The sequence below is a fragment of the Nonomuraea sp. 3N208 genome, from assembly GCF_052245935.1.
Lineage (GTDB): Bacteria > Actinomycetota > Actinomycetes > Streptosporangiales > Streptosporangiaceae > Nonomuraea.
In genome coordinates, this window is the sequence record NZ_JBQQBR010000021.1 from 1 (window position 1) to 24978 (window position 24978).

Sequence of the window (24978 nt, forward strand, 5' to 3'; positions counted from 1 at the left end):
CAAACGCTGGATCACCCGCTGGAAAGCCGCTCTGAACGCCTTCGCCATCACCTTCGAAGGCCGTCTGACCCCGACCACTCGATAGAACTAATTCAAGATCGAGTTACACCGTTTTCTGGACAGGCCCTAGGCCTTCACCGGCCAGCAGCAGCGCGGCCTCGGGCAAGTCCAGATCTTCGACAGTCGCGGGCGGGTGCAGGTGGTAGGGCGCGCCTGGTTCCCAGAGAGCGAGCGGTTTGAGCAGCGCCGGGTCGACGTTTCTGATCTTGAGGTGGTTAAGGACCCGGTTGGTGACCGCGGTGGGATGGTTGTCGTCGCAGAATTCGTGCCAGAGGGTGCCGGCCCAGGGGTCGTAACGGCGTTGGTCCATGAAGTAGCGCAGCGCGTCCAGCAGGGTGCCGGCGAAGCTGAGGGCTCTGTACGTCTTCGGTGTCGCAATGATGCCGTACGCCAGTGAACGGACGTCCCTTGACGCGCGTACATCCAGCCCTAACGCCTCGGCCATCGTCCACGGTGGACATCCGTTCCGCAGGGCCATCCGATCAACCCACGACGCGAACGACTCGCCGTACGCCGGTGCCATCACCAGCGCCAGCCGCCGGGGCCAGATCGTCATCATTTCCTGGGCCGAACCTCCTGCCGTACACCGCCCCTACTGCCAACCCCGATGGCCCACTGCCATGTCCGCTTCCATCTGGCGTGACGCACTTCCATCTGCAAGGCCGCCAGACACAGGTGTCTGGACGCAGCGAAGATGACAGTTGGACCTGCGCCCGACCTGGGCACTGTCACTTCGAGGGGCGTCGAAATAAGGTGCTAGCGTCATCGAAGTTGGCAGTATCCGGCCGAAGATCGTTCACCTCAGCCCGCGCAGGGAGCATGCGACGGTCAGATGCCCCGGGCTGGGCATGCGAAAGCATCGGGCGTCAGTAGGCCGACCGGCGACCTCAGGACTATCGGGCAGGTTCGAGGTGATCGGCGAGGCGGCGGAGGGTGACCGCGAACCGACCGCGGAGGCGGAGAAGAACACGCTGGCGCGAGCGCGGCGGGATCATGCGTAACCGTGCTGCCTCGGCTCGCTGTTCAGCGAGGTAGGCGCGGCCCCACTCCTCATGCATGAAATGCATGGAAGGCTCCTCAGGGTTCTTCGGGGAATGCGTGGTAGAAGAGAAAGATCGGGCGGGTATCCGGCGGTGTCTCGCTCGATTCGACACGCGACTTGGTCAGCTCGCGCCACGGCTCCAACACGGCATTGAGCTGGTCGGCGAGCTGCGCGAGCTCATCCTTGGTGAGCCGTAGGTGGCGGCTGCTCCCGAAGCCCGCGCCTCGCCAGTCCTCGGGAAGCGTCATGTGAGTGCGTTGGGAGTCGCGCAGCCGCTCGAACTGGTCAATCACCCACTGTGAAATCCACGCCCGCACCACGGCTGCGGCTTCCGGGGCTTCGGAGTCCGTGTCCACTGCCCACCCGACCATGGCCGCCCGCACCCAGCGTTCCCGGCTGTCCCGGGCGAGCTCCGGCACGTCCTCGATCAAGCCATGTTTCTGCATCTGCCGCAGGTGATAGCTCACCTGCCCAGGGTCGGCATCCATCCGCCTGGCGAGCTCACTCACCGTGACCGGGCCGATCCGGAAGAGGACGCTGAAGAGCTTCATCCGAAACCGGCTGGTCAAGACCTTGAGCACGTCCAGGTCATCGATCTGTCGCATGGCCAAGACGGTAAGACCAGCAGGTGAGAATGCTCAAGACGTCTACTGGATCTTGAAACCACGCGTTGGCGGCGTAGCCGCGCTCGGCAGTGCCTTTGCCGATCCCGCCGTTCAAGAGGTCAACCTAGGCGTCTACTCACGTAACACCGGAGCGATGAGGCTCTATGAATGCCTCGGATTCCGCCGCCAACGTATTGAGCCGATGGCCACGCAAGTTGCTGGGGAATGGTGGTCATTGATCACTATGAGTTTGCAGCGTGAGGCTTGGCTCGTGCTATGAGCTGGGCTCTTTTGTGGGACGGCAGGGTAGCCGCAGAAGTTGCCCAAGGACGTAGTCCTTCGCCGACCAGAAGCAGCGCAGCCTCGGGCAGGTCCAGGTCTTCGACGGTCTCGGGCGGGTGCAGGTGGTGGGGCGCGCCGGGTTCCCAGAGTGCGAGCGGTTTGAGCAGCGCCGGGTCGACATATCTGATCTTGAGGTGGTTGAGGACCCGGTTGGTGACCGCGGTGGGATGGTTGTCGTCGCAGAATTCGTGCCAGAGGGTTCCAGCCCAAGGGTCGTAGCGGCGTTGGTCCATGAAGAAGCGCAGAGCGTCCAGCAGGGTGTCGGCGAAGCTGAGTTCGTCGATGATGAGCATCGCGGCCGCGCTGAGCAGCGGCCCGGGCTGGTAATAAAGCAGATCGCCGCAGAGCTCGCGGGCCGCGGATCCGGCGGTCAGCGCGAGCTGGTCGCGTAGGTGGCAGAACTCGTGGAAGGTCCACCACAGGTGGACGTCGGTGTCGGCGGGCAGCATCTCCGGGGTGCCGAAATAGACCGCCAGGCGAAACAACAGCTCATAGAGATCCCAAAACGCCTTGATGGGTTCGATGGGACCGTCCCGCGGCCGGCGCAGCCGGGCCAAGAGATCCCGCTGGATGCGCAGCAGCCGCCCGTCTCCGAGCGGCTGAGAGGGGAGCTGGGCGAGTTGCTGCCGGCAGTTGCGGACGCCGACGATGCGCCCCTGCGGGCCGAACGGTCCGTTGCATTCACGCCGGTAGCGGGGGGTGTCTCCGACGCTGATCCGGGTGTGGCACCTCGGGCACCAGCCGATCAGATAGACGCGGTGGATCGGGCAGACCACGCAGGGCAGCAGATGCCACGAGATGTGCCAGATCGGGTCGGGCCCCGCCAAGCACCGGGGGCAGACGGCCGCGGTGTCGGCGCGCCAGGGCCAGGGCCGAGTCCTGGTGTTGCCGGTCCAGCTGTAGGTGATGAACTGGCCGCCCTGGCCCATCAGCGCCATGCGCATCATGGCGCGGGCGCGCAGACCGGTGGCGTCGCGCAGGTTCTCGAAGACGTACTCGCCGTCGTAGATGGTGAGAAAGTCCTCGCCCAGGGTGTAGCGCTGCGGAGTGTAGGGAGGCAGGCCGAGCAGGGACGCGATGGTGTCGCGGTGACTGTGGTGCGCCTCGACCAGGCGGAAGAACCAGGAGTGAAATGCCTCGCCGTCGGCCGGCGGCGGCACCAGGGCCAGCCGCCGCAGCGGCGGGCGGTCCGGTTGCCGCTCCTCGAGTTCGAGGTGATGCCGGATCATCCGGTGCCCGCGTCCTGGCCGGGATCGGGCGGCGCTTTTCTGGTGCGGCGCCGAGCGGCTGCCTGGCGGCGGGCTTTCGTCTTGGCGTAGTCGACCTCGTCATTGTGGCTGAGGACCACGCTGTCCAGGATGTCGCGGGTGAGCGCTTCGACGCCGGTGTCCATCGCCAGGTGAGCGGCCTCTTTGAACAGCATGGCCAGCGCGCCGATGTAGCCGGAGGTGCGTTCGTGCAGGTAGCGCCAGTGGCGCAAGGTGAGAGCATCGGGCTGGTGATCGAGCAGGATCAGGTTGCTCTCGAAATGGCGCACTAGCGACATCCAGGTGCGCTGCTGCTCGCGGGTGGTGATCGGGAACGGGGCCAGGTGCTGCAGGTCGGCGAAGCGGGATCCGAACTGGCCGGCCCGGCCGCGCTCGTGCCCGTTAGGGGCGGTGCCTGCCTTGCCCGGGTGGGTGCGGGGTGGGGCGCCGTCGGAGAACAGGTTGCCCTGCTCCAGCAGGATCCCGGCGCCGATGATGGTGACCGCGGCGTGGTTGGCCAGGTTCTTGATGTGGTCGTTGGTCTCCTGCCCGCCATCGCGGATCTTGTCCAGCATGTGCAGATCGTCCAGGAGCAGCAGTTCGGTGCCGCATGCCTCCATCGCGTCCAGCACCGGGTCGGTGAGTGTCCATTTCGTCGCCGTGCGGCCGGGGTTCGGGACGTGCAGGAACTTGCCGATGGCTTGAGACAGCATGCCTGCGGTGGCGCCGGTGCTGGCGCTGACATAGATCACCGGCACCCGGTCGCCAAGGTATTCGCCGCGGAACTCGGCAGGTGACATCCCTGGGGCGGGGGCCAGGTCGGGATGACGTCGGCGCCAGTCCAGCTCGCACTCCTTGCCGATCAGCTTCAACAGCGACGTTTTGCCGCAGTGCCCGGGCCCGTTGATGATCGCGCTGTGGTAGGTGGCGTCCTCGCTGTAGCGGCCCTGAGCCAGCTTCGGCTTCAGCGCCGCCAGCACCCGCAAGACCTGCGGGTGTTTGATGAACGGCGGATTGTGTTGCAGCTTCTGCGCTGCTCATCGAACGGGGTCCGCCGCTCGGCGGGCCAGCTGTCATACTCGCTGCGGCTGACCTGCTCCGGCCGCGTCGGTGCCGGGCGAGCGCAGAACTCGCGCCACTGCTCCTTGGTGCGTGGCTGCGCGACACGCTTTCTCATGCGCTATCCGGGCCTCGAGAGGGTGCGCCGGGATCCCAGATCTCGAACTCCTCCAGGTCGGAAGGGTCCACCACCGCTGCCTCCGCAGGCTCCTCCTCAACGGGTGGCACCAAGCTCAGCGGCGGCGGCTCCTCTTCACGGAACTGAGCGCGAGCTTGATCGCGTTTGATGGCCCGCGCGTCCTCGCGGGCCCGGAGCAACTCGCGACGGCTGCGCGCGGTTGCCGATTCAGGAGCGTCCATCCGACGTTGCAGATCCACCAAGGCCTCGGCGATGTCCTGCTGACTCGGCTCCCGCAACCCGCCCTCGTGCAGCAGCTTCCGGGCTTGTTCGACCATCCGCCAGGTGAACGGCGTTGTCGGATCCGGCAGATGCGTCCAATACAGCACGTGCCAGGCGTCTTCGAGAAAGATGAACACCCTGCTGGGGTCACCCGGGTGGTAGCGGATCGGCCATTTCCTGCCTTTGCCCGGGATCGGCGAGATCGCCCGTCGATAGTTGCCCAGGATCGGATCGTCATAGATGAGGTAGTCGCGTTGCACTCCCTCGGGGCGGATCACCCGGTACTCGATTGGGAGCCGCTTGCAGTAGTGGTGCGAGGCTGGCGGGCAGACGATGTAGCCGTAGCGGGCCACCATCAGGCTGTATGCCTGGTTCGGCGACATCTCCAGCTCGGGGAAGCCGGGAACGATCAGCCCCGAATGCACCCGCCGCTGATAGACGGCCACCACATACTCGGCGAAGAACTCCTCGAGCTCTTCCAGGCTCCACCGGGCCGCGTGCTCCACCAGCCGGCCCCTACTGGAGGTGTCGGAGCCCTTGTAGCCAGCGACATGCTTGGCGAAATCGGCATTGACTATGCCGAAAGCGCGCTCGACGTTGGCCTTGTCGGTGGGATTCGCCTTGCGGGCCAGACCCAAGTTGATCCCCAGATCCAGGCAGGCCTCGCGCAGTGCGTCCGACAAGTTGACCTTGGCGTGGTCGACCAGGATTTCCTCGGGCCAGATCACCGGCCGGGCCGCGGCCAACTCCAACCGCTCGTCCAACTCCACCTGCCGGGTGACGGGCAGGCGCAGCATGCGGAACGCCAGCGCCTTCTGCCAGCCGGGCCGCATTGGCTCCGGCGTGATCGCGTCGTTGAGCAGCATCACCACGTCGACCGCCCGGGTGTCGCCGACCGTCATCCGCCAGGCCAGCAACGTCCGGGTCGCGACATCGATCGCCAGGACCACATGCACCGCATGCGTGACGTCGCCGATCGGGTCGTAGGCGATCACGTCCAGCGGAGTGGCGTCGATCATCACTACCTGCCCCGGCCGCACTGCCGGGTCCGGCCGGTAGGAACGCTGCGGCCGCACCGCCTCGCTGCGCCGCGCCGTCGCCCGGCCGAAGGTGTACTGGCCCGGCAGCAGCACCTCGACATAGCGGGCGACGGTCTTGGCCGAGGGGACCTTCACCACCTCGGCCCCGTGCTCGTGATCTAGCCGATCCTGCAGGCGACGGTGGAACCGGTTCAGGCTGCCGGTGGAGTCCTCGCGCTCACCGACCCTGTGTTGAGCGAGGATCGCATCCAGCACTCGCGGATCGGCGCGGGCCAGCGGATCGTGAACCTCGGCGCCGCGCCCGTCGATCAAGCCTTTGCGCTTTTCCTCGCGATAACGTTGCAGCTTGCGCCATAGAGTCCGCTCTCCCATGCCGAGTTCGACGGCCTTGGCCGCCAGCCGATCGCTCAGTCTTGGCACCAGGGCTGGATCATAGGACGGGAGTGGTTCCCTCGGCCCCGCCTGATCTGGGTCGCCGCTGCGATAGCCCTTCCACATCTCGTTCAGGTGCGCTTCGAGGTCACGCAGTATCGCCGCTTTGCCCTCGGCGAGGCCATCCAGCAACGCCCCGGGATCGACGTTGGACGAGTGCAGTTCCACGGGGCTTTCGCTCAGCAGCCGGAACCCTGGCGCGGCCATCAGGTGCGAGATATAGATGGCCGTCCACTGACCGTCAGCGGAGTGCAGGTGGACTTCACTGCCGCTGTGGCCAACCACCTGGTGACGCTCGTCCTCGAACCATACCCACGTGCCCATGGCCAGCCGCCGACCACTCGCCTCGCCGGACGCGCTCACCGTCGCGCTCCGACGTCGCTACTTTTTGAAGCAGCCCAGACCAGCGTGGTGTCCTCCAGCGGGCGTGAAAGGTCCGCAGCCAGCTCGCCGGTCCAGCACAGGTGCAACACGACCGCGCGGGCCACCAGCGGTTCGGCGGTGAAGCTGACCAACTGCCCCAAAGGCACCGGCTTGCCGGCCAGGGCCATCAGTTGCGTGCGGTAGTCGCTCACGCCCGCCATCTCACGGCGATATCCCGCCAACGTCAGCACATTGATCGTGCGCTGCCGCTCGGGTGGCTCGCCGACCAATTCATAGCCCCAGCCTGCGACCGCGCAGCAGGCCGCGACCCGTTCCGCCGTCGCCCTCACCCTCGTATCGACCAGTCGGCCGGGGTTCTTGACCTCCATCACCGTCGCCGATCCGTCCAACCGGCGGACGAACAGGTCCGGGGTCGCTTTCCAGGTGCCGCGATCGTCCACGCCGAGCAGTTGCATGGGCTGGCCGGAGAAGCCGCTCACCTCGGGGTCGAAGTCCAGCAACGTCATCCAGACGCTCTCCAGATACGACTCGCAGTCGATCATCCGGTTCGTGGTGGAGGACCAATGCGTGCTCGGCGTGTGCGCCTGATCGGCGCGGTGCGGAATCCGCCGGATGGCGCTGCAGTTCTCGAAGGCCAACCCGGCGGCATCTTCCAGCGAACATCGCTCTTCTTGCCCGTCCGGGTGCAGGTAGCGGACCTGGACGCTGCGGAGCTGCAGGTCGCCCGCCAGCTTCATTGCGCCTCCACAAACCGTAGGAGCGCCGCTCGTAGCCGTCCACACGTCGGCCACGCCCGGTGGACTACTGTGATGCAAGTCACGGTAGTGCCCTGTGGTCGCCTCCGTCCTCGCTTTCCCTGCTATAGCGCGTTAATTCAGGCCCATTGACCACAGGCATTCACCGCCATTCCACTCCTCCCCGCCTCGCTCACGACTGGCGACCGCGCCGAGGCATTGCATCCAGGGCTGCTGCAAACACGGAGGGCAGATCCAGTTCCGCCAGCGGATCCGGACGCCGCCCGTTCCGCCTGATCCGCGCGGCCGCGGCGAGTGACTTCAGCCGGGTTGCCAACTCCGACTCCCCCTCCGCGGCGACCACTTCTATGGCCACTGCCAGCAATCCCGCTGCGACCAGCGCCGTCTGCGGAAGCATCCCGAAGCGGCCCGCTGACCCCGCCCGGTTCCACCGGTGCCCCAGGGCTTCTGCGGCCACTGCCCTCCGGCCATCAGGCGACATCGCATCGAGCAGAGGCAGAACGTCCGGCATTCCCAAGCGGACCAGCATCGCAACCGCTTTCAACGCCGCGAACCACTGCCCGGCGCTCACCACTTGGCCCGCGATCAGCGCAGGCCGGCGGCGCGTCGCCACCTCAAGCATCATCCGTTGCGCGTGGACGAGTTCGTTGCTCACCGCACTCGGCCTGATCTGCGGGATCGATTGATCACAAACGCCCCCGCTAAGGATCGCGCCGCATTGCAACGGAGCAGGTACCCGTGTGCGGGACAGGCCGCGCGGCTGGCCAGCCGCACCCCGTCGTATGCGTACGCGACAGGTTGGGCAGTGATCCATCAGCAGCACCCGATGGATCGGACAGACCGCGGCCCAGCCCAGCTTCCACCACACCTGCCACGCTCCCCCCGAGGCTGCCAAGCACTCCGAGCAAGCCCGGCTGCCGAAGAACTGCGCCCACTCACGAGCCTCCGCCCGGCGGAGTGACTCCTTGTCGCCCACACGGACGCCCGCCAGGTCCACAGCGGAGCCGTTGAACACATCCAGGTGCAGTTCGCGTACGGTTTCGGCGCCCACCCCTGTGGCAGCCGCGATGGCCAGGTGCACCTCCGGAGTGGCAACGATGCCGTAGGCCAACGAGCGGACATCGCCCGACACCGCGCGTACATCCAGCCCTAACGCCTCGACGATCGTCCACGGCGGGCATCCGTTCCGCAGGGCCATCCGATCAACCCAAGACGTGAACGACTCACCAGACACAGGAGCGACCACTAACGCCAACCGCCGAGGCCAGACAGCCATCACCCTCCAGTTCGCAACACTCTGTCGTCGCTACTGCCAACTAGCGCGGCTCACTGCCAGATCCACTGCCAACTTCCGTGCCGTACTGCCAACTTCAAGGGGGCCAGACAACAGGCGAAGAGGTGGCGCGTGCTCTTGACCTATCAAATGAACGGTCTTTTAATTCGAAGATGGGGCGGATCGCAGGCGTTACCGCCGCCGAGACCCGTGAGCGGCTGCTGAGGGCGGCCGCCGAGGTGTTCGCCGAGCGCGGGTACGACGGCACGCGGGTGGCCGACATCGCCGCGGCCGCCGGGGTGAGCAACGGTGCCCTGTACGCGCACTTCGGCTCAAAGGCCGACCTGATCGTGGCGGCGCTGCGCGCTCACGGGCCCCGGCTGCTCGCCGACCTGTTCGCCGCCGACCCGGACCGGTCCATCACCGATCTGCTCCTCGTCGTCGGCCGATGGTTGCCCCGCCGCCGCGAGGCCTGCGGCTACCTCATCGTGGAGGCCCTCGTCGCGGCCCGGCGCGACGAGGACGTCGCGCGGCCGATGCGCGACTACATGGGCGAGCGCGCCGACTGGCTGTCCGGGCTCGTGCGCATCGCGCAGAACGACGGGGAGCTCGACCCATCGCTGTCGGCGAACGCGCTGGTTCACTTCTGCACGCTGCTGGCGATGGGCAGCGCGCTCGTCACACCCGACCTGCACGCGGTCGACGACCGGGAGTGGAGCGCGTTGCTCACCCGGGTCGTCAGCGCCTTCGCCCCTGCCGGCACCACAGCACAGAGTGGAGCGCCACAGTGAAAGTGAAGATCGACTCCGAGCGTTGCCAGGGACACGGCCGCTGCTACGACCTCGCCCCCGGCCTGTTCGGCGAGGACGAGGAGGGTTACGGGCAGGTGCTCGGCGAAGGCGTCGTGCCGCCGGAGGAGGTGCAGGCGGCACGCCTGGCCGTGGCCAACTGTCCGGAACGAGCGATCGAGATCCTCTAGGAGGCGTGGCATGTCCGTCGACGACCGCTTCACCCAGGATTTCCGGGAGGCGCGCGGAGACCAGCCCTTCGGCACGCGCAATGAGATCATCACCGGCCCGGTCGCGGACTGGGCGACGGACTTCTCGCATCTCGAGCCCGAGTGGGTGGACGATCCGTACCCTATCCAGGACGACCTGCGGCAGCGCTGCCCGATCGCGCACACGGGGCGGTTCGGCGGCGGCTGGCTGCCCACGCGCTACGAGGACGTCGCGGCCATCGCGTACGACACCGAGCGCTTCTCGTCGCGGTCCATCATCATGAGCAACTTCCGGCCGCCGCGTGAGCTGGCGCCGGTCGGCGGCTCGCCGCCGATCTCGTCCGACCCGCCGTTCCACCACGACGCGCGCAAGCTGCTGCTGCCGGCGTTCACCAAGAGCGCGGTCGCCAAGCGGGAGGCGGCGACCCGGGCGTTCTGCCACGAGCTCATCGACGCGCTCGAGGGGCAGGAGGTGATCGACGCCGCCGCCGATTACGCCCAGCACATCCCGATGCGGGTCATCTCTGACATGCTGGGCTTCCGGCCTGAGGACGGGCCGCGCTTCCGCGAGTTCATCGAGAACGCCCTCGAAGGCGTCAACCTGCCGCCCGAGGAACGCATCGCGCGGATGGGGCAGCTGTTCGACTACCTCCTGGCCCAGATCCGCGACCATGTGGACCACCCGCGCGACGATCTGACGACGTACTTGATCAACGCTGAGCTGTACGGCAGGAAGCTCGCCCCCGACCACGTGGCCGGCACGATGGCGTTGCTGCTCATCGCCGGCATCGACACGACCTGGAGTGCCATTGGGGCGTCGTTGTGGCACCTGGCCAAGACTCCCGACGACCGGGAGCGCCTGGTCGCCGAGCCGGGGCTGCTGCCGACGGCGATGGAGGAGCTGCTGCGGGTGTACGCGCCTGTGACGATGGCGCGGCTGGTCAAGGAGGACATGAGCTGGAACGGCGTGGACATGAAGGCCGATGATTGGGTGCTGCTGTCGTTCCCGGCCGCCAACCGCGACCCGGCGCAGTTCGACCGGGCGGGCGAGGTGGTCATCGACCGCGAGGTCAACCGCCATGCCGCCTTCGGCCTGGGCATCCACCGCTGCGTGGGCTCCCACCTGGCCCGCATGGAGCTGCGGGTCGCGCTGGAGGTCTGGCTGGAGCGCATCCCGGCCTTCGCACTGGCCGATCCTTCGGCGGTGACCTGGGCGGCGGGCCAGGTCCGCGGCCCGCGTACCCTTCCGATCCGCGTCGGCTGACCGCTGACGGGGGCACCTTCAGGAGGAGGATGTGAGCCGGCGGGCGTCGACCACGAGAGTGATGGCCACGCCGGTGAGCGCCAGGGCGAGGGCTGGGGCGATCGCCAGGCGGGGGGCGGCGATCAGCAGCGGCACGGCGTCGGTCACCATGCCGCCCCAGTCGGTCACCGGTGGAGGCAGGCCGAGGCCGAGGAAGCTCAGCGAGGTGGCCGCGATCAGCGTACGCGCGAGGTCGGCGGTGGCGACCGTGAGCACCGGCCCGGCGATGTGCGGGCCGATGGTGCGGCGTAGCAGGTAGGACGGGGAGGCGCCCAGGGCGCGGGTGGCGAGGACGAAGTCCGACGTGGCCACGCGCCGGGTGGCCGTGTGGGCGACGAGGCCGCAGTTGACCCAGCCGAACGGGACGAGCGCGGCCACCATCGTGCCCGGGCCGGGTGGCAGCACGCCCGCCAGCGCCAGGGCGAGCGTGAGGCCGGGCAGCGCCAGCGCCACCGTGGCCGCGTGCCGCAGCAGCCTCTCCGGCAACCCGCCGGCCAGTCCCGCCGCGGCGCCGGCCAGGGTGCCGAGTGCCGTGGTGATCGCCGTGATGGCGAACGCGGTCACGAAGGAGACCACGCCTGCCGCCGCCGTCCTGGTGAGCAGGTCGCGGCCGAGCTGGTCGGTGCCGAGCCAGTGCCGCGTGCTGGGCGGCAGCAGGGCGAGGGCCGGGTCGGGCAGGTACGGGTCGTGGGGGGACAGGAGCGGCGCGAGGCCGCAGAACGCCACGATCGCCGCCAGGATCGCGATCCCCGCGCGGCCCGTCCCTGGCGACGCACTCCTGAGGCGCCGGGCGGGGTCAGAGCTGTTCATGGGCGGCGCACCCGCGGGTCGGCCGCCGCCAGGCACAGGTCCGCCAGCGCTAGGAGCAGGACCGTCGCCGCCCCGATGACCAGCACGTACGCCTGCACCACCGGCACGTCGCGCTGCCGGATCGCCGAGATCGCCAGCTGCCCCACCCCGGGCCAGGAGAACAGCGTCTCCACCACCACGGCGCCCGCCACCAGGTCGGCCAGCACCGCGCCCCCGGCCGTGATCGCGTTCGGCGCGGCCACCCGCAGCGCGTGCACCGTCACGGCGCGCCGCGCGCTCAGCCCCTTGGCGGCGGCCAGCCGCACGAACGGCAACGCGAGCGCCTGAGCCAGATCGGCGCGCAGCAGCCGGGTCAGCGTGGCGGCGCCCGCCAGCCCGAGCGTCAGCGCGGGCAGCACCACGGCGCCGGACCCGCTGCCGCCCCCGGTCGGCAGGGCACGCAGGCCGACCGCGACCACGCTGATCAGCAGGATCCCGACGATGTACGGTGGCACGCTCGCGACCACCACCGTCACCGCCGTGATGACCCGGCCGCCCAGCCCTCGCGGCCGGAGCGAGGCGAGCAGGGCCAGCCCGGCCGCGACGAGCGCCGCCGCGCCCGCCAGCCGCAGCGTCGCGGGCAGGCGGGACAGTATCTCGCCCGTCACCGGGGACCGGTCCACGTAGGACAGCCCGAGGTCGCCGCGCACCACATCGGACAACCACCGCACGTACCGGACCGGGAGAGGCAGCTCGAGGCCTAGTTCGGCACGCAGCGCGGCGACGCTGGCCGCCGTCGGCTGGATCCCGCCGCGGCGCAGGATCTCCTCGGCCGGATCCCCGGGCGCCAGCGAGGTCAAGAGGAAGACCAGCACCGACAGCACCAGCAGCACGAGCAGCGTCTCCGTGGCACGCCGCAGCAGGAACCGCACGTCAGCTCGACGGCGTCAGCGTGCCGAGATCGATGACATACGCCGCATTCTGCACGACCCCGCCGACTTCGGTGGTCGTCACCACGGGATTGTCCTGGTACGCCAGCGGGATCATCGGCCGGTCGGCCGCGAGCTGCCGCTGCAGGCGCCGGTACAGGTCCCGCCGCCCGGCCTGGTCGGTCTCGGTCGCGGCCTGGTCGACGAGCGTGTCGAACTCCTTGCTGCGGTAGCCGAGCTTGCGGTCGACGTTCCAGGCCGCGTCCGAGCGCAGGAAGCGGCGGAACAGGTAGTCGGCGTCCCCGTTCGGCACGCTGTACGCGCTGAGGAAGACGTCGTAGTCGCCGGCCTCCATCACGGCCTTGGTCGCCTCGGCCACGGTCACCTTCGCGGGCAGCCCCGCCTGTTCGAACGCGGCCCGCAGCACCTCGGCGATGTCGGTGTAGGGGAACTGCCCGGTCTCGGCGGAAGAGATCAAAATCGTGCCCTGCGCTGCGGGCCGGCCCGCCGCGTCCACCAGCGCCCGAGCCTTGGCCGGGTCGTAGGCGGCCGCCACGGTCGGATCGGACAGCTCGCCGAAGACCGGCGACAGGAACGCGGCGCCCGGCTTGGCCGTGCCGGCGAGCAGCTTGTCCGCGATCGTCCTGCGGTCGATGGCCAGCTCCGCCGCCTCCCGGAGCCGCGGGTCGGAGAATGGCTCACGCGAGCCGTTGAACGTGAGGTAGTGCGTCAGGACGGACGGACTGCGTACGACCCGGAACCGGCTGTCGGCGGCGACGGCCGCGACCTGCCCGGACAGCAGCGCCCCCTTGTCGATCAGCCCGTCGACCTCGCCGGCGCGCAGCGCGGCGACCCGCGCGTTGGCGTCCGGGATCACCTTGACCACGATCTTCTTGTACGCCGGCGCAGCCCCGTAGTAGTGCGGATTGGCCGCCAGCTCCGCCTGCTGCCCCTTGGCCCACCGCGTCAGCGTGTACGGCCCGGTCCCCACCGGGTTCCCGGCGAAATCCCCGGAGGCGGCGAACGCCTTCGGCGACTGGATCATGCTGTAGAACCCGGCCAGCCGCCCCGGCAGATCCGCCACCGGCCGCCGCAGCTCGAACGTCACCCGCCCGCCGTAAGCGCGTACCTCCTCCAGCTGCCCGTAGGCCGCCTCCATCCCGGCGTCGAGGCTGAAGAACGCCGACTGGCGGGGCGCGATCCGCAGGAACCGCTGGACGTTGGCCACCACCGCCTCGGCGTTCAGCGCGCTCCCGTCGCTGAACCGCACGCCTTCCCGCAAGGTGAACGTCCACCGCCGTCCTCCGTCCGCGCTCTCCCACGCGGTGGCCAGGGCAGGCACCGGCCGCAGCCTGTCGTCCACGCTCACCAGCGGCTCCCATACCCGGAGCGTCTGGTGCGTGAAGTAAGGATCCTGCGGTCCCGCGACCAGGTCACGGGGAGCCGCCAAGGTCAGCAGGCCGGCGTCCTGCGGGGTCTCGGGCGAGCCGCCACACCCCGCCAGGACCATCCCTAACAGCATGGCCGGCACTACGATCGCGGCTCGTCTCCGCACCCTTTTCTCCCCTCAGCCACCTAACCTTCCGCAACGATAATGGTTTTCATCATTGGTGGAAAGCGGACTGCCGCATTGAGAAGATCCGCACATGCATGCCTTGGGCAAGGTCGCCATGGCGGGGGTCGTCATCGGGACTCGGCGTCGCTCCGCACGGTCTTGTACACGCCGTACAGGGTCTCCACTCCGCCGAGGACCATCAGGACCAGGCCGATCTTCGACGGCGTGAAGATGAAGATCTCCTCGTCGAGGCCGAACAACCAGAGCGCCAGGCCGCCGACGAAGGTGGCCAGGCCGGTGAGGAGCGTTTTACGCGCGGAGGTCATGCCGGAAACGCTAGTGAAGAGCCAGGTCGCCGATCTTCCTGCGCGTTGAGGAGATCGCTGTACATCTTTCGGGTGACGCTCAGCTGCCGAGGAGGCGGGCGGCCTGCTCGCGCATCTCGACCTTGCGGATCTTCCCGGTGACCGTCATCGGGAAGGAGTCAACCACGTGCACGAAGCGGGGGATCTTGTAGTGGGCCAGTCGTCCCGCGCAGAACTCCCTGATCTGCTCGGCCGTCAGCGGCTCGGCGCCCGGCCGCATGACGATCCAGGCCATGAGCTCCTCGCCGTACTTCTCGTCCGGCACGCCGATCACCTGGACGTCGTGGATGGCCGGGTGGCTGTACAGGAACTCCTCGATCTCGCGCGGGTAGATGTTCTCACCGCCGCGGATCACCATGTCCTTGATGCGGCCGACGATGCTGACGTAGCCGTCGGCGTCCATGGCGGCCAGGTCGCCGGTACGCATCCAGCGGGCGGCGTCGATGGCCTCGGCCGTGGCCTCCGGCTGGCCCCAGTAGCCGAGCATGACCGAGTAGCCGCGGGTGCACAGCTCGCCGGGCTCACCCCGCGGTACGGGCAGCCGGGTCTCCGGGTACACGATCTTGACCTCGATGTGCGGCATCACGCGGCCGACGGTCTCGGTGCGGCGCGCCAGGCCGTCGTCCGCGCGGGTCATCGTGGAGACGGGTGAGGTCTCGGTCATGCCGTAGCAGATGGCGACCTCGGTCATGTTCATTTCGCTGACCACACGCTTCATGACCTCGACGGGGCACGGGGAGCCCGCCATGATGCCGGTTCTGAGGGTGGAAAGGTTGAAATTTCCGGACACGGCGAGTTCGGCGATGAACATCGTCGGCACCCCGTACAGGGACGTGCACCGCTCCTCCTGTACGGCCCGCAACGTCGCCTCCGGGTCGAAGCCGGGCGACGGCAGCACGATGCACGAGCCGTGCGAGGTCGCGCCGAGGTTGCCCATGACCATGCCGAAGCAGTGGTACAGCGGCACCGGCAGGCACACCCGGTCCCGCTCGGTGTAGCCGAGGAGTTCGCCGACGAAGTAGCCGTTGTTGAGGATGTTGTGGTGCGACAGCGTGGCGCCTTTGGGGAAGCCGGTGGTGCCCGACGTGTACTGGATATTGATCGGGTCGTCGAACGTCAGCTCCGCCGCCCGCGCCCGCAGAGCCGCCGGGTCGCCGCGCCGGCCACTCTCGACCAGCTCGTCCCAGCTGTGCTCGCCGATGAGGATCGCGTCCGCGAAGCCGATCTCGCCGATCATCGCCCGGTAGTCGCTGGTCTTGTGCGTGACCGCGCTGATGAGCAGCCGCATGCCGGACTGCTGTACGACGTACGCCAGTTCATGGGCGCGGTAGGCGGGATTGACGTTGACCAGGATCGCGCCGATCTTCGCGGTGGCGTACTGGACGAGCACCCATTCGGCGCAGTTGGGCGCCCAGATGCCGACCCGGTCGCCCTTGGCGACGCCCCAGGCCATTAGTCCGAGCGCGACCTCGTTGACGGCGGCGTCCAGCTCGGCGTACGTCCAGCGGCGCCCGGCCGCCACATCCACCAGCGCCTCGCGGTCACCGAACCGCGCCACCGCGCGCTCGAAGTTCGCCCCGATCGTCTCGCCCAGCAGGGGCACGTCCGACACGCCGGAGGCGTACGAGAGCATTGCGTCAGCAACCATGCACGCAGGATCTCCCGGGACCGAGCCCGCCGCCACCCCCGTTCGGGGGTAGCCTGCCGCAGCCGGGCTCGTCCATGCTGGTGCCATGGCCGCACTGCACGTGCCCGCCGAGGCGCTCCACACCGCCGTCGGACGGCTGCGCCGGGCGACGGGGCTGCCCGTCGCGTTCGGCGGCCTGGTGCCGGACGGGCGGCACGGCGTCACGCTGACCGAGTTCAGCGGCATCCTGACCGGCGCGCTCCGCGGCCTGGTCGTCAGCGCGGGCAACGGGCTGGGCGGCCGCGTGATCACGACGGCCCGCCCCGGCGCCGTCGACGACTACGCCGCCGACCCGCGCATCAGCCACGAGTACGACAAACCGGTCACCGTCGAGGGGCTGCGGGCGATCGCCGCGGTGCCGGTCACGGTGCACGGCACGGTGTCCGGCGTCCTGTACGGGGGGATCCGCGAGCCCTTGTCGATCAGCGACCGCGTGGTGGACGTCATGACCCAGGTCGCCGCCCGGGTGAGCTTCGAGCTGACCGTGCGCCGCGAGGTGGAACGCAGGCTGGCCGAGTTGGAGACGGCGGCCATCACCCGAGCCGCCCGCGAGGCGCCGACCGCGGGGGAGTGGGAGGCCGTCCGCCAGGCCCACGCCCAGCTCAGGGCCATCACGCAGGAGATCGGAGACGCCGGGATCCGGGCGCGGCTTGCGGACGTGTGCGACCGGCTGGCCCGGCCCGGCGGCCGCCCTGCCGACGGCCGGCCGAACCCGCTGTCGCCGCGCGAACTGGACGTGCTGGCCCTGGTCGCGGTCGGCTGCGGAAACGCGGAGGCGGCCGGTCGGCTCGGCATCCGCCCGGAGACGGTCAAGAGCTATCTGCGTAACGCCATGCGCAAACTGGGCACCCACACCCGCACGGAAACCGTCATCGCCGCCCGCCGCTGCGGGTTTCTGCCCTGATCGGCCGGTCTACGAGACCGGGCTCGCCACCTCGTCAAGAAGGCCGCTGAGAAGATCTGCCCGGCGTTCGGTGTCGTCGGCCAGGGCGATGAGCAGGACGCTCACGCCCTCTGAGCAGGTCGCGCGCTGTGCTCCAGACGCCGCCGTCACCCAGGGAGAGCGGCGCGGGATGGCGATCCGCCAGCGGCGCCCCGCCGGGAGGCGTAGGGGCGGGGCCGGACCAGTAGCACGTGTCGTTCATCGCCAGGGGAGCGAAGAGGCGGCGGTGCGCGAAGCCGGGAAGGAGCTGATCGGCCGCCCGTTCCACTACGGCGGCCAGGCAGACGTATCCCGCGTTCGAATAGACGTACTCGCTGCCTGGCTCGCCCTGCAGGGCGGGGAAGCAGGCGAGGGCCCCGATGACGCCGTCGCTGGTTCGGTCGCCGCCTAAGAGGGCGTCGATCTCGGTGTCACGGGGCAGGGCCGCGGTGTGGTGGACAAGGTGCCGGAGCCGGACGGCATCGGCCCATGCGGGGAGCCGGGGCAGCCAGCGTGACAGGGCGGATTCCAGGTCAAGAGCGCCCTGCTGGACGAGCAGCGCCGCGCAGGCGGCGGTGATCTGTTTGGACAGGGATGCCGCGTAGACGAGGGTCGTGGCGGTGAGCGTCTCGCCGGTGGCCGTCAGCCCCTGCGCGTGGAAGACGGGCGGGCCGTCGCCTTGCCACAGGCCGAGTACGAGCGGTTCGTCGCGGCCGTAACCGGCTTCGGCGATGCGCCGGCGCAGTCGCCGCATACTCAGGTCTCGTCGTCGTGGAGTGAGCGGTGCAGCCGGCCGGCCGCCGCCTCCATGTGGCCGCGCATCGCCGCGGCGGCCGCCTCCGGGGAGCGTTGCTCGATGGCGGCCAGCACCGCCGCGTGCTCGGCGATCGTCGTCTCCGTCCCGCCCGCCTCATGGATGGCCCGCCGGATCCACACCCGCAGGAGCGAGCGGATGCTGCCGAGGATGTCGTTGAGCACGGAGTTGCCGGCCGCCTGTGCCAGCGTGAGGTGGAAGGCCACGTCGGCCTCCACGAACGCCGTGCTGTCGGCCGCCGCCCGCATGTCGGCCAGATGCGCCCGCAGCTCCTCGACGGCCTCCGGTCCCGCCCGCTCGGCGGCCAGCTCGGCGATGATCACCTCGATGTGCTTGCGTGCCTCGATCAGGTCGAGCACCTGCGGCTGGCCCAGCATCAGGCCCCATTCGATGGCGCTCGGCAGCAGGCTCGACGTGCTCTGCCGCAGGTAGGTGCCGTCCCCTTGGCGGACCTCGATGATGCCGAGCACGTCCAGCGCCTTCAGCGCCTCCCTGACCGTGGACCGGCCCACGCCGAGCGTCTCGGACAGCTGCCGCTCCGACGGCAGCCGGGTGCCCGGCTCGAGATGGCCCGACAACAACTGCGACAGCAGCTGCCTGGCGATCTCGACCACCGCGCTCTCGCGCTGCGGCGCGGCCAGGGAGATGGTCGCCGTCCCCGCCCGGCGCCGCGCCTTGCCCTCGGAGTCCTCCACGGTCATTCCTTCCTTCTCCAGAGTGTCACGTCAGCCCGAAGGAGTGCGCCACGTCGACCAGGGTTCGCGTGTCGCCCACATTTCCCGGGACGACGGCGTACGAGATCGTAGTCCCAGGGGATGCCTCCTCGATCTCCCAGACGGCCACGCCGGGCAGCAGCGGTCCGACGACCCAGGCGCTCGCGGCCCCCAACCCGTCGCGGGCCACCTGGGCCGAGGTGATGCCGCCCTTGGCGATCACGGCGGCGAGGTGCGGGCGGAGGGCCGTCACGGTGGCGCAGATCGCGGTCATGATCTGCGCGCCGTGGGCCAGCGTGCCGTGGTCGGTGTGCCGATTCCGCTCGCTGGCCACCAGCGCCACGCCGCGCTCCGTGAGGTCCCGGCGCGCGATCTCCGCCACCCGGAGCGCTTCCGCCTGCGGGTCTAGCAACGCGGCGGTCGTGGAGATCGTCCGTACGGGGGCGGCGAGAACCTCGGCCAGCGCGGCGAGCTGGGCGGAGGCGGCCGCGGTGTGCGAGCCGCAGATGATCAGAGCCCCGCGCGCCGGACGCGCGCGCCCGCCCGCGGGGCGGCCGAGCGGGCCTTGGGCGAGGCGGCCTGCGCGGATGGCGGCCAGCGGGGCGGCGCAGCGCAGCACCACGGGGAGGCGGCCCGCGCCCGCGGCGGTGCTGACGTCGTCCAGGGCGGCGGAGATGGCGGCCAGGTCGTCGTCGGTCTCGACGTCGGGGATGACGACGCTGCCCGGCGCGGCGTGGCGCAGGATCCCGGCGAGGTCGCCGCGCCGTACCGCGTCCAGCCCGACCGTGGTCGCCTCGCGCCCGCCCACCTCCATCGCCCACCCGGCCATCGTCCTGGCCGTGTAGCCGAAGACCGGGTCGGCGGCGAACTCGGTGTCGGCCGCCACCACCCGCCGGCCGGACACCACGACGTAGTGCACCCCGCCCACCGTCACCCGCCCGATACCCGGGTAGGCCGGGACGAAAAGCAGCACCCCGTCGGCCGCGCCCAGCGCGTCCGCCTCGGCGAAGACGTGGCCGCGCAGGGTGGAGTCGCCGCGCAGCACGTACTCGGCGGGTCCGAACCGCGCCCGCAGCCGCCGCACCAGCTCCACCGCCTCCGTCTCCTCCAGAGCCCGGCTGTTGGTGAGCACGTAGCAGGGCCCGGAGTCCGGGAGGTCGGCGTCGAGGTCGAGCAGGACCGGCACCCCGGCCGCGGCCTGGGTGCCGGTCGGGTCGTCGTCGAGGACGATCACGCGCCGGCTCATCGGAACGGGTCCCGTTCGGTCAACTCGACGCGGACGCCGTTCGGCTCCTCCAGCAGGAAGCAGGCGCGCCGGCCCCGCCCGCCCATGAAGATCCGCGCGTCCCGCTGCCCCGGCAGCGCCGCCAGGGTGGCCCCGATGTCGCGGACGTTGAAGCACACGTGGTGCAGGCCCTCGCCGCGCTCGCGCAGGTACCGGGCGACAGGACCCTCCCGGTACGGCTCCACCAGCTGCAACATCACATTGCCTCCGTCGACGTACACGAGCCGTACCCCGGGATCGGCCGCCCGCTCGTCGCCGATCACCGTCAGCCCCAGCCGCTCCACGTAGAAGGCGAGGGCCTGGTCGGCGTCGTGGACCGCGATCCCGACATGGTCGACGTGGTCGACGATCCCGGCATGGCCGGCATGGTCGAGGAGGGGGCCGAGGTCAGCCACGTTCCCTGACCTCGCGCAGCCCTGCCCGCAGCGCCGCCTGGTAGATCCACAGGTCGCCGCCGTACGCCAGGATTCTGAACCCGCGCTCGATCAGCATGGCGGCCTCCTGCGTGCCGCCCGCCATGAACCCGGCCGCCTTCCCCGCGGCCCGCGCCGCCTTGGCCACGCGGTCCAGCGCCGCCAGGTAGTCGGGGTGGTCGAAACGCCCAGGGATGCCCATGCTGTTGGTCAGGTCGAAGTGACCCACCCACACCACGTCCACGCCGTCCACCGCGGCGATCTCCTCCACGGCCTCCAGCCCGGCGACGGTCTCGATCTGCGTGATCACCAGGGTGCCGGCGTTCGTGTCACGCATGTAGGCGACGTTGTCGCCGGCGACGTAGTCGTCGTGGGCGACGCCGAAAGCCGCGCCGCGTACCCCGTCGGGCGGGTATTTCGCCCATCGCACCACGTCACGCGCCTGCTCGGCGGAGTCCACCATCGGGATCATGATGCCGCGCGCCCCGGTGTCCAGCGCGCGGGAGATCTGGCTGCGCTCGGCGGTCGGCACGCGGATGTACGGCTCCACGCCCGCCGGTTTGGTCGTCGCGACGAGCCGGCCGAGCGTCTCCCACCCCCACCCCGTGTGCTCGGCGTCGAAGATGACGAACTGCGCTCCCGCGCCGGCCGCCAGCCTGCCGATGCCGTTGGTCGCGAACTCGAAGACGAACGTGCCGAGGACGAGCCCTCCGTCGTGGAGCCCTTGCTTGATGGTCCACTGCTTGATGGTCAACGCGAAACCTTTCTGGCGAGGAGGCGGGGGTGGTCGAGCGCCTCCGGGTTCACCGGGTGCGCGGGCACGCGGCCGGCGGCGACGTCGAGTGCGGAGCGGATGGCGGCGCTGCCGTTGCCGAGCGCCAGCTGGTCGGTCCAGGCGATCGCGTGCGGGCTGAGCAGCACGTTGTCCAGCGCGAGCAGCGGGTCGGCCGGGTCGGGCGGCTCGACCTCGAACACGTCGAGCGCCGCGCCGGCGAGGCGTCCCGCCACCAGTGCCTCGGTCAACGCCACCTGGTCCACGATCGGGCCCCGGGCCACGTTGATCAGGTACGCGGCCGGCTTCATCCTGGCCAGCCGCTCGGCGTCCAGGAGGTGATGGGTCTGCGGGGTGAGCGCGCAGGTCACGACCGCGAAGTCGGCCTCGGCCAGGAGCGTGTCCAGGTCCGTGAGGGTGACGCCGTCCGCGGCCGCCTTCGCCGGGTCGGCGTACGGGTCGGCGGCGAGCTGCCGCATGCCGAGCGGGGCGCACAGGCGGGACACCTCGCGGCCGATGTTCCCCCAGCCGATCAGGCCCAGGGTCCTGCCGGTCACGCCGGTGCCCATGTAGGCGAGCTTGTCGTTCCAGCGGCCGGTGCGTACCAGGCGGTCCTTCTGGCCGAGGCGGTGGGCGGCGGCCAGCAGCAACGTCAGCGCGGCCACCGAGACCGGGCCGCGCACGCCGCCGGGGGTGATCGTGACCAGGACGCCATGGCGGGTGCACGCCTCGACGTCCACGTTGTCGTACCCGACGCCGAACCTGGCCACCAGCACCAGCCGGTCGGCGCCTTTGAGCGTGTCGGCGGTGACGCGCGGGGTGAGGACGATGAGCGCGTCGTAGCCGCGTACCGCGTCGGGTGTGATGTCGCCTTCTGCGGTGTCGATGAAGTCCCATGTGACGTCGCCGGCCTCGTCGAGCGCGGCCAGGCCGATGTCGCCCCAGCCGACGCGTCCGTCGTCGGTCAGGAAGTCTCGGGTCAGGCCGATCCTGAAGGGCATCAGAGGTCGCCTCCTGGGGGAGTCGTGAGGATCGCGATGGACGGCGCGGCGAGGGTGATGGAGGTGGTGCCGGGCGGGTGGTCGTGGACGCCGTCGTCCTCGGTGATGGTGGTCACCGCATGGCCGCGCGTGTCGATGGTGCCGGGCTCGGCGTTGTTCAGGGCCGCCGCCAGGACCAGCGTGCGGTCGTCCCGTCGTACGGCGAGGGACTCCAGCTCGGGCGGGACCCCAGGGTCGAAGAGCTCGCCACCGGTGAACGGGTGCAGCGCGATGATCAGGTGCCGTGCGGGGGCCGCGAGCGAGATGGCGGCGGCGCCGGCCTTGGCCAGTGCGGCCACGGCGCCCACCGCCCAGGCGGCCTCGAAGGAGGGCGAGGGTGCGGTGGTCGGCGGTGCGGCGAAGCCGAACGCGGGCAGCAGGCCGACCGGACCGGCGAACACCGGCCGCCCGTGCTCGGCCGCCTGCCTGACGAGCGCCGGGTGGACGAGGAGCGTCTCCCGCGCACTGTCCTCGTCGTCGTGGTGCGCGTGCGCCGCGATGGGGAAGCACACCAGGTCGAGCACGTCGGCGGGCAGGTCGTGGGCGCGGTTGAGCTCGGCGAAATGAGCACGGCTGCCGCCCCCGATGCGCACCCCGGTCCCCGCGAACGCCTCCCGTGCCGCCACCGCCAGCTTCCTCGGCGTGCCATGGTCACGGTCGAAGACGAGCAGCGTGTCAAGAGGGGCGCACTGGTCGCCCGACGTGCTCTGAGGGGCGCGTTGGTCGCTCGGCGCGCCGCCACCGGCCTGCTGGTCCGTGGCGGGCCAGGCGGCGCGCAGGTCGGCCAGGCGGTCGGGGGAGGAGCAGACGGCGCTCAGGACGAGCGGCCGGCCGGTCGCCGGCAGGCGGGCGACCGTCTCGCGCCACTCAGAGCCGTCCAGGTCCACGGTCGCGTGCACGAACGCGACCGGCGCCTCCGGCAGGCCCGCCGACGGCCGCACGAGGGCGAGCCCGACGGGAGGCAACGTTCGTCGGGCCCGCACACGGACGGCCGGCGCGGCGGGCGCGGTGAGGTCGTTGAGGGCGGTGCGAGGTGTGCTGGGTGCAGGGGTGGCGGTGAGGCGGAGGCGCTGGCGGATGTGTTCGCCGCGCCGCACGAGCACCGGCCACGGCGCCGCCAACGGCGTGCCGTAGGTCTTGTAACCGGCGTCGCTCCAGTTCCGATGGTCCTCCGTCTCGAACGTCTCCCCTTCCAGCTCGATGCCGACGACCACCCCCGCATCCCGATACCGCAGCGTCCGGATCCCCGTGAACAGCTGATGCGGGCTGATCCGCTCGGGAAACACCCCGGCCGCCACCCCGTTCATCTCCACCGCGGTCCCGGCGAGATGGAGCGGGTGAATGAGGCAGAGCCCGATCCTCGCTCGGGAGAAGTCCCGCAGAGCCCATCCGTCCACCTCGAACGTCAGCGAGTCCCCCTCGACGGCCACGCTCCCACGCCACCTGAAGTCCGACCCATGCCAGACCTCCAGCTCAAGCCGCCCACCCGGCCCGCGATCCGCCCGCCGCAACCGCCCGGGCACGGTCATCCACCGCTCGTCCCTGACCATCACCCCGAGCCGCCGCAACAGCACCAGCTCGCCCACCCGCACCCGGTCGAGATGGGGCCCGGACAGGTCGAAGCCGACCATTGCCATCACCCGGCCTTCCGCCGCGCGAGCAGGCTGTCGGCGGTACGCGGGTACGAGGGCACGGCGGTCAGCGCGTCCACCTGGTCAGGTTCCAGCCGCAACCCGGCGGCGGCGACGCCGGTGTCCAGCTCGGCGAGGTTCTCGGGCCCGACAACGGCCGCGGCCACGCAGGGCCGGGACAGCAGCCAGGCGAGGGCGAGCCGGGCAGGCGGGTGTCCCCATGCGGCGGCCAGCGACTCCAGACGCGCCGCGGCGGCCAGGTGCTCGGGGGCGAAGCCACCGCCGCCCCAGCGCCGCTCTCCGCTGAACTCCCGCCCCGCCGCCCCGGCCAGCAGCCCGCCGTTCAGCGGGCTGAAGGCCACGATCGACAGCCCGAGGCTCCGGCAGGCGGGGACGAGCTCGACCTCGGGCGTGCGATCGAACAGGTTGTAGCGGACCTGCGCGCACACGGGCGCGTGCAGGTTGCGCTCGGCGCAGATCCACAGCGCCCGCACGGTCTCCCACGCCGGGTACGTCGACAGCGCCGCGTACCGCACCTTGCCCTGCCGCACCAGATCGTCCAGCGCCCCGAGCGTCTGCTCCAGCGGCGTGCCCGGATCGGGATGATGGGCGTAGTAGAGGTCCACATGATCGGTACGCAGCCGCCGCAGGCTCCGCTCCAGCTGCTGGAACAGGTGCCGCCTGGACAGCCCGCGGTCGTTGGGCCCCGTGCCGACGGACTCGCTTGCCTTGGTCGCGAGCACCACCTCGTCCCGCCGCCCGGCCAGCGCCCGCCCCAGCAGCTCCTCGGCCGATTCCCGCTCCGTCCACGGCGGCACGCCGGGCCGGTCGAAGTGGGGCCGGTTGCCGTAGGAGTTGGCGGTGTCGAAGAAGTTGATGCCCCGCTCCAGCGCCCCCCGCACGATCGTGTCCGCGCCGGCGGGGTCCGGCGCCACCCCGAACGTCGCCGTGCCGACGCAGATCCGCGACACCCGCATACCTGTCGGACCGAGCAGCGCATAGTCCATGACTTGGGACAGTACGTCTCAAAACAGGCATTGGTCAACCGGTTGACCAATCGCGCAGGGCCGCGTAACGTCGCGGAAACCAGCCCTTTGAAACGATTGAAGGGAAGTGGTCAGAAG

Annotated in this window: 24 protein-coding genes; 4 read left to right on the plus strand and 20 right to left on the minus strand. The window is 70.2% G+C overall.

From position 1 onward, the window contains the following. Positions 1-103: 103 nt before the first annotated feature. The 7 genes from ACTWPT_RS29630 to ACTWPT_RS29660 all read right to left on the minus strand — a co-directional run bounded on the left by ACTWPT_RS29630 (position 104) and on the right by ACTWPT_RS29660 (position 8642). On the minus strand, positions 104-619 hold the full coding sequence (locus tag ACTWPT_RS29630; RefSeq protein WP_443180756.1) for a hypothetical protein: 516 nt from the start codon (positions 617-619) through the stop codon (positions 104-106). 518 nt (positions 620-1137) lie between these two features. Next, positions 1138-1707: an ArsR/SmtB family transcription factor gene (locus ACTWPT_RS29635; protein ID WP_443180757.1), complete on the minus strand. Its 570-nt coding sequence runs from the start codon at positions 1705-1707 to the stop codon at positions 1138-1140. A gap of 242 nt (positions 1708-1949) precedes the next feature. Continuing rightward, the gene (locus ACTWPT_RS29640; protein WP_443180758.1) at positions 1950-3278 is read right to left on the minus strand and encodes a TniQ family protein; all 1329 of its coding nucleotides are present in this window, start codon (positions 3276-3278) and stop codon (positions 1950-1952) included. Further along, positions 3275-4321 carry a TniB family NTP-binding protein gene (locus tag ACTWPT_RS29645; RefSeq protein ID WP_443180927.1) on the minus strand — a complete coding sequence of 349 codons (1047 nt, stop codon included), beginning with the start codon at positions 4319-4321 and terminating at the stop codon, positions 3275-3277. Before ACTWPT_RS29645 ends, ACTWPT_RS29640 begins: the two co-directional genes overlap by 4 nt. Positions 4322-4469: 148 nt before the next feature. Next, on the minus strand, positions 4470-6590 hold the full coding sequence (locus tag ACTWPT_RS29650) for a hypothetical protein (protein ID WP_443180759.1): 2121 nt from the start codon (positions 6588-6590) through the stop codon (positions 4470-4472). Next, entirely contained in the window at positions 6587-7348 is a 762-nt protein-coding gene (locus ACTWPT_RS29655; protein ID WP_443180760.1) for a TnsA-like heteromeric transposase endonuclease subunit, read from the minus strand. Before ACTWPT_RS29655 ends, ACTWPT_RS29650 begins: the two co-directional genes overlap by 4 nt. Positions 7349-7538: 190 nt before the next feature. Further along, positions 7539-8642, minus strand: coding sequence for a TniQ family protein (locus ACTWPT_RS29660; protein ID WP_443180761.1), 1104 nt, complete (start codon positions 8640-8642; stop codon positions 7539-7541). 170 nt (positions 8643-8812) lie between these two features. Here ACTWPT_RS29660 and ACTWPT_RS29665 point away from each other — a divergent pair, with 170 nt between their 5' ends. Genes ACTWPT_RS29665 through ACTWPT_RS29675 form a run of 3 tightly spaced genes read left to right on the plus strand, consistent with a single transcriptional unit; the run spans position 8813 to position 10900 of the window. Next, the gene (locus ACTWPT_RS29665; protein WP_443180762.1) at positions 8813-9430 is read left to right on the plus strand and encodes a TetR family transcriptional regulator; all 618 of its coding nucleotides are present in this window, start codon (positions 8813-8815) and stop codon (positions 9428-9430) included. Then, entirely contained in the window at positions 9427-9618 is a 192-nt protein-coding gene (locus ACTWPT_RS29670; protein WP_443180763.1) for a ferredoxin, read from the plus strand. The genes ACTWPT_RS29665 and ACTWPT_RS29670 overlap by 4 nt, the downstream gene beginning before the upstream one ends. 10 nt (positions 9619-9628) lie before the next feature. Continuing rightward, the gene (locus ACTWPT_RS29675) at positions 9629-10900 is read left to right on the plus strand and encodes a cytochrome P450 (protein WP_443180764.1); all 1272 of its coding nucleotides are present in this window, start codon (positions 9629-9631) and stop codon (positions 10898-10900) included. A gap of 18 nt (positions 10901-10918) precedes the next feature. On the opposite strand, the gene ACTWPT_RS29680 is transcribed toward ACTWPT_RS29675, so the two are convergent. The 5 genes from ACTWPT_RS29680 to ACTWPT_RS29700 form a co-directional block, all read right to left on the minus strand. Then, positions 10919-11749 (minus strand): ABC transporter permease, encoded by an 831-nt coding sequence (locus ACTWPT_RS29680; protein ID WP_443180765.1) that lies wholly within the window; start codon positions 11747-11749, stop codon positions 10919-10921. Continuing rightward, positions 11746-12660 carry an ABC transporter permease gene (locus ACTWPT_RS29685; protein ID WP_443180766.1) on the minus strand — a complete coding sequence of 305 codons (915 nt, stop codon included), beginning with the start codon at positions 12658-12660 and terminating at the stop codon, positions 11746-11748. Before ACTWPT_RS29685 ends, ACTWPT_RS29680 begins: the two co-directional genes overlap by 4 nt. Before the next feature lies 1 nt (position 12661). Then, positions 12662-14179 carry an ABC transporter substrate-binding protein gene (locus ACTWPT_RS29690; protein WP_443180767.1) on the minus strand — a complete coding sequence of 506 codons (1518 nt, stop codon included), beginning with the start codon at positions 14177-14179 and terminating at the stop codon, positions 12662-12664. Between the two features lie 161 nt (positions 14180-14340). Then, positions 14341-14538 (minus strand): DUF5708 family protein, encoded by a 198-nt coding sequence (locus tag ACTWPT_RS29695; RefSeq protein ID WP_443180768.1) that lies wholly within the window; start codon positions 14536-14538, stop codon positions 14341-14343. 79 nt (positions 14539-14617) lie between these two features. Continuing rightward, positions 14618-16225, minus strand: a complete 1608-nt coding sequence (locus ACTWPT_RS29700) for an AMP-binding protein (protein WP_443180769.1) — start codon at positions 16223-16225, stop codon at positions 14618-14620. 85 nt (positions 16226-16310) lie between these two features. Between ACTWPT_RS29700 and ACTWPT_RS29705 the strand changes: the two genes are divergently transcribed. Then, complete coding sequence (locus ACTWPT_RS29705) at positions 16311-17168, plus strand: LuxR C-terminal-related transcriptional regulator (RefSeq protein ID WP_443180770.1); 858 nt, start codon at positions 16311-16313, stop codon at positions 17166-17168. A 34-nt stretch (positions 17169-17202) separates the two neighbouring features. Here the strand turns inward: ACTWPT_RS29705 and ACTWPT_RS29710 are convergent, their stop codons facing one another. The 8 genes from ACTWPT_RS29710 to ACTWPT_RS29745 are packed head-to-tail and all read right to left on the minus strand — an operon-like array spanning position 17203 to position 24861. Next, on the minus strand, positions 17203-17940 hold the full coding sequence (locus ACTWPT_RS29710; RefSeq protein ID WP_443180771.1) for a serine hydrolase domain-containing protein: 738 nt from the start codon (positions 17938-17940) through the stop codon (positions 17203-17205). A 2-nt stretch (positions 17941-17942) separates the two neighbouring features. Further along, positions 17943-18695, minus strand: a complete 753-nt coding sequence (locus ACTWPT_RS29715) for a FadR/GntR family transcriptional regulator (RefSeq protein WP_443180772.1) — start codon at positions 18693-18695, stop codon at positions 17943-17945. A 25-nt stretch (positions 18696-18720) separates the two neighbouring features. Further along, entirely contained in the window at positions 18721-19959 is a 1239-nt protein-coding gene (locus tag ACTWPT_RS29720) for a four-carbon acid sugar kinase family protein (protein WP_443180773.1), read from the minus strand. Beyond that, the gene (locus ACTWPT_RS29725; RefSeq protein ID WP_443180774.1) at positions 19956-20393 is read right to left on the minus strand and encodes a VOC family protein; all 438 of its coding nucleotides are present in this window, start codon (positions 20391-20393) and stop codon (positions 19956-19958) included. Before ACTWPT_RS29725 ends, ACTWPT_RS29720 begins: the two co-directional genes overlap by 4 nt. Beyond that, on the minus strand, positions 20386-21165 hold the full coding sequence (locus tag ACTWPT_RS29730) for an HpcH/HpaI aldolase family protein (protein WP_443180775.1): 780 nt from the start codon (positions 21163-21165) through the stop codon (positions 20386-20388). The genes ACTWPT_RS29725 and ACTWPT_RS29730 overlap by 8 nt, the downstream gene beginning before the upstream one ends. Beyond that, entirely contained in the window at positions 21162-22184 is a 1023-nt protein-coding gene (locus tag ACTWPT_RS29735) for an NAD(P)-dependent oxidoreductase (RefSeq protein WP_443180776.1), read from the minus strand. The genes ACTWPT_RS29730 and ACTWPT_RS29735 overlap by 4 nt, the downstream gene beginning before the upstream one ends. After that, positions 22184-23860 (minus strand): hypothetical protein, encoded by a 1677-nt coding sequence (locus ACTWPT_RS29740; RefSeq protein ID WP_443180777.1) that lies wholly within the window; start codon positions 23858-23860, stop codon positions 22184-22186. The genes ACTWPT_RS29735 and ACTWPT_RS29740 overlap by 1 nt, the downstream gene beginning before the upstream one ends. After that, positions 23860-24861 carry an aldo/keto reductase gene (locus ACTWPT_RS29745; protein ID WP_443180778.1) on the minus strand — a complete coding sequence of 334 codons (1002 nt, stop codon included), beginning with the start codon at positions 24859-24861 and terminating at the stop codon, positions 23860-23862. Before ACTWPT_RS29745 ends, ACTWPT_RS29740 begins: the two co-directional genes overlap by 1 nt. Positions 24862-24978 lie beyond the last annotated feature (117 nt).

What these genes read in the sequence shown, in the direction of transcription:
- ACTWPT_RS29695 (WP_443180768.1), bottom strand. Translation starts at nt 14,538, where the DNA reads ATGACCTCCGCGCGTAAAACGCTCCTCACCGGCCTGGCCACCTTCGTC.
- ACTWPT_RS29675 (WP_443180764.1), top strand. Translation starts at nt 9,629, where the DNA reads ATGTCCGTCGACGACCGCTTCACCCAGGATTTCCGGGAGGCGCGCGGA.
- ACTWPT_RS29660 (WP_443180761.1), bottom strand. Translation starts at nt 8,642, where the DNA reads ATGGCTGTCTGGCCTCGGCGGTTGGCGTTAGTGGTCGCTCCTGTGTCT.
- ACTWPT_RS29735 (WP_443180776.1), bottom strand. Translation starts at nt 22,184, where the DNA reads ATGCCCTTCAGGATCGGCCTGACCCGAGACTTCCTGACCGACGACGGA.
- ACTWPT_RS29700 (WP_443180769.1), bottom strand. Translation starts at nt 16,225, where the DNA reads ATGGTTGCTGACGCAATGCTCTCGTACGCCTCCGGCGTGTCGGACGTG.
- ACTWPT_RS29630 (WP_443180756.1), bottom strand. Translation starts at nt 619, where the DNA reads ATGATGACGATCTGGCCCCGGCGGCTGGCGCTGGTGATGGCACCGGCG.
- ACTWPT_RS29720 (WP_443180773.1), bottom strand. Translation starts at nt 19,959, where the DNA reads ATGAGCCGGCGCGTGATCGTCCTCGACGACGACCCGACCGGCACCCAG.
- ACTWPT_RS29705 (WP_443180770.1), top strand. Translation starts at nt 16,311, where the DNA reads ATGGCCGCACTGCACGTGCCCGCCGAGGCGCTCCACACCGCCGTCGGA.
- ACTWPT_RS29745 (WP_443180778.1), bottom strand. Translation starts at nt 24,861, where the DNA reads ATGGACTATGCGCTGCTCGGTCCGACAGGTATGCGGGTGTCGCGGATC.
- ACTWPT_RS29665 (WP_443180762.1), top strand. Translation starts at nt 8,813, where the DNA reads ATGGGGCGGATCGCAGGCGTTACCGCCGCCGAGACCCGTGAGCGGCTG.
- ACTWPT_RS29740 (WP_443180777.1), bottom strand. Translation starts at nt 23,860, where the DNA reads ATGGCAATGGTCGGCTTCGACCTGTCCGGGCCCCATCTCGACCGGGTG.
- ACTWPT_RS29710 (WP_443180771.1), bottom strand. Translation starts at nt 17,940, where the DNA reads ATGCGGCGACTGCGCCGGCGCATCGCCGAAGCCGGTTACGGCCGCGAC.
- ACTWPT_RS29640 (WP_443180758.1), bottom strand. Translation starts at nt 3,278, where the DNA reads ATGATCCGGCATCACCTCGAACTCGAGGAGCGGCAACCGGACCGCCCG.
- ACTWPT_RS29635 (WP_443180757.1), bottom strand. Translation starts at nt 1,707, where the DNA reads ATGCGACAGATCGATGACCTGGACGTGCTCAAGGTCTTGACCAGCCGG.
- ACTWPT_RS29655 (WP_443180760.1), bottom strand. Translation starts at nt 7,348, where the DNA reads ATGAAGCTGGCGGGCGACCTGCAGCTCCGCAGCGTCCAGGTCCGCTAC.
- ACTWPT_RS29680 (WP_443180765.1), bottom strand. Translation starts at nt 11,749, where the DNA reads ATGAACAGCTCTGACCCCGCCCGGCGCCTCAGGAGTGCGTCGCCAGGG.
- ACTWPT_RS29690 (WP_443180767.1), bottom strand. Translation starts at nt 14,179, where the DNA reads ATGCTGTTAGGGATGGTCCTGGCGGGGTGTGGCGGCTCGCCCGAGACC.